Origin of the sequence: uncultured Fibrobacter sp. (genome assembly GCF_937877005.1) — a bacterium.
Classification (GTDB): domain Bacteria; phylum Fibrobacterota; class Fibrobacteria; order Fibrobacterales; family Fibrobacteraceae; genus Fibrobacter.
In genome coordinates this window covers 1-2,569 of sequence record NZ_CALEFV010000229.1, presented here as the reverse complement: position 1 = coordinate 2,569, position 2,569 = coordinate 1, and the positions used below count along the sequence as shown (strand labels likewise).

Sequence of the window (2,569 nt, the reverse complement as noted above, 5' to 3'; positions counted from 1 at the left end):
ACCGCTGTTGCGGGAATGAAAATCCCGAGTCCTGGGCCACTAGACGATAGGGGCGTTTAGTAGGGCCAAATATAGGTAACTATTTAATTTTAGTCAAGGGGGCAACTGGAAAAAAGTTAATTTTTCTGCGTGAATTTGCGAAAATGGCTGAAAAAATCCCTGAAAGGCGGTGTAATCCGCTTTTTGCCGATGGCGCTTTTGGCAAGTGCTGCCGATGCGGCGGTGCTTTGGGGTGTTCGCTCCTTTATTGACATCGTCGGGGGAAAGGCCGATATTCCGCTTGCAGCCTGGGTCGGGGGAATGGTGGTTCTCGCCATGCTTCGCCTGTTGTTCCTGTACGGCAAGTCAAAAGTTTCCGAAGGTTGGCTCTATAATGTTTCGGCACGGGTGCAGGCGTGGTTCTTGCACAGGCTCCGTGATCTCGCTCCTAAGAATTTCCATACCCCCAAGGGTGAACGCATGGTCGAATCCGCTTACGAGGCGACCGTCGTGCTCCAGAATAACGGTGGCGTTTTTTTTCAGGCGGTTCAGGCGATTCTTCAACTGATTGTCTTTTTACCGGTGCTCTTTTACATTTCCTGGCCGCTTACCGCATTCCTTTTCGTGGTGATTGTTCCCTTGGTGGCGGTCCTCCAGGGAAAACTCCACAAGCTAGGGCCCGCCGAAGAATCCTTGTTGCGGTCCCGTTCCGATTTCCGCGGAAACCTGTCGCTTGCCCGTAGGCTTTTTAGGCAGTGGAGCGGCCGCGACGAGCGCAAGGATATCTCGGATGGCTTGCTGAAAGAAGTCCGTGGCCTCCGTGATGCGGGGCTCTCCGCCGCTATCAAAAAATCCGGCCTTTCGCTTTTGACCGAGACGGTTTCGGTGCTTGCGATGGTCTTGGTGCTTGCGTTCTGTGCGCTTTTGATGGCCCGCGGCTACATGGACGCGTCTGGCCTGGTGCTGTTTACCTCGGCGGTGCTCCTCTGCTACAAGCCTGTCAAGGAATGCGCCCGCGTCATGCCGCAGTTCCGCTCGGCAGTTTCGGCAATCAATGTCCTCGAAGAATTTGAAAAGCTTGAATTGGCCGGAAAATCCGCTGGCAAAGATATTGCTGCGTCCGGTGCGGTGTCCATTCACAAGGGACAATTCACTTATGAAGGCTCCGAAACTCCTGTATTCACGGACCTTGCGCTCCAGTGGTCCCGCGAAAAACCGGTTCTTGTCCGCGGTAAAAATGGGGTGGGCAAGTCCACGCTATTGCGTCTGCTTTCGGGGCTTGAACGCTGGAATTCTGCCGACGCGAATACCCCCCGCGATGTGTTCTTTGTCGCACAAGACCTGGAACTTCCGCCTAGGTGGATGCTTTCCCGCCTTCTCGAGAAACGCTACGATTCCGAATCGTCTTCGATCCTCAAGTCCTTTATGCAGGCTTCGGGTGCCGCCCCCCTCCTTCAAAAATCAGGCCTTTCAGGCGGCGAACGTGCCCGCGTGGCGCTCCTTTGGGCGCTCGCCTCGGACTCCCGCACGATCCTTCTGGATGAACCTTTTGCATCCGTGGCGCTGGCCGACCGCGAAAACCTGCTGAAATCCTACCTTGATGCAGCTCACGCTTTAGGTAAATGGACAATTATTGTGAGTCATGATGTGCTTGCTCCCGAAGTTGAATGTATATTTAATGTTGCAAAGCTTTAGCGGAGGTGATATGGACGAACCTGTTGAAAGTCAGAATGAGCAGATAAATCCGGTTGAAAATACGGTCAAACAGAGCGCCGATTCGTCTGTTGAAACGGCACAGCTTCCCGAAGAAGAACCTAAGCGCGAGTTCCTTTTCCGTTACCGCGGGTGGGTCTTGGGTATCCTTTCGTTAATCATGCTGGTATTTGAACCGGCTGACCTCGAAATTGTCATGTTCCTTGTCTTTGTCAATGTGTTCATCTTGGCGTTTTACTTGCGCGTCAAGGCTCGCCGCGTCATTGGCGACCATACGCGTGGAGACATCCAGGATGCCGACGAGTTGGTGACTTGGGGCGCCTACGCTAGGTTGCGGCATCCGTTGTACGTGTCTAACGCGGCGTTTGGGATTTCGCTGATTATCTTGCACTTGGGTCTAAGCCTGCGCGTCATTCCGTTCATCGTGGTTCTTGTCGCGTTTGAAGTCTATTTGGGTAAGCTCGATGACCGCTTCCTGGAGAAAAAGTTCGGTGACGAGTGGAAAATCTGGGCGCAGCAGACCCCAGCTTTTTTTCCGCGAGAATTCCACCGCTCCGGACCGATGCGTTCTGCAAAAGAGGCGTTCCTTGCAGACCATTTTACATGGCTCTGGATGATCATGATCCTTTTGCTGATTGTTGTCCGTAAGATTGCGTTCATGCTATGGACTTAAACGTAAAGAACTTAGGACGCCTTGCTGTAGGGACTGCCATTAAGACGGTGGCGCGTGCCGCTAGCAAGTTGCCCCGCCTCGATCGCGAATATCATATTGAAGAACGTTTGTCTGGACCGTGGCCAAGCGATGGCCCGTACCTTTGGCTTCATGGGGCAAGTCTCGGCGAATGCCGCATGCTTCTTGGACTTGCGCATGCACTCC

At 53.4% G+C, this 2,569-nt stretch carries 2 protein-coding genes and 1 pseudogene; all 3 read left to right on the top strand.

Going from position 1 to position 2,569, the window contains the following annotated elements; translation table 11 throughout:
* Positions 1-129: 129 nt before the first annotated feature.
* Positions 130-1,674, top strand: coding sequence for an ABC transporter ATP-binding protein (locus tag Q0628_RS10185; protein ID WP_298770696.1), 1,545 nt, complete (start codon positions 130-132; stop codon positions 1,672-1,674).
* Between the two features lie 10 nt (positions 1,675-1,684).
* A complete protein-coding gene (locus Q0628_RS10180; protein WP_298770694.1) occupies positions 1,685-2,365 on the top strand; it encodes an isoprenylcysteine carboxylmethyltransferase family protein in 681 nt (226 codons plus the stop codon).
* Positions 2,356-2,569: pseudogene (locus Q0628_RS10175) on the top strand (hypothetical protein); the annotation flags it as partial. The gene Q0628_RS10180 and the pseudogene Q0628_RS10175, both read left to right, overlap by 10 nt.

Bases quoted from the DNA above. Each gene is read 5' to 3' on its own strand.
- Q0628_RS10180 (WP_298770694.1), top strand. From the start codon at position 1,685: ATGGACGAACCTGTTGAAAGTCAGAATGAGCAGATAAATCCGGTTGAA.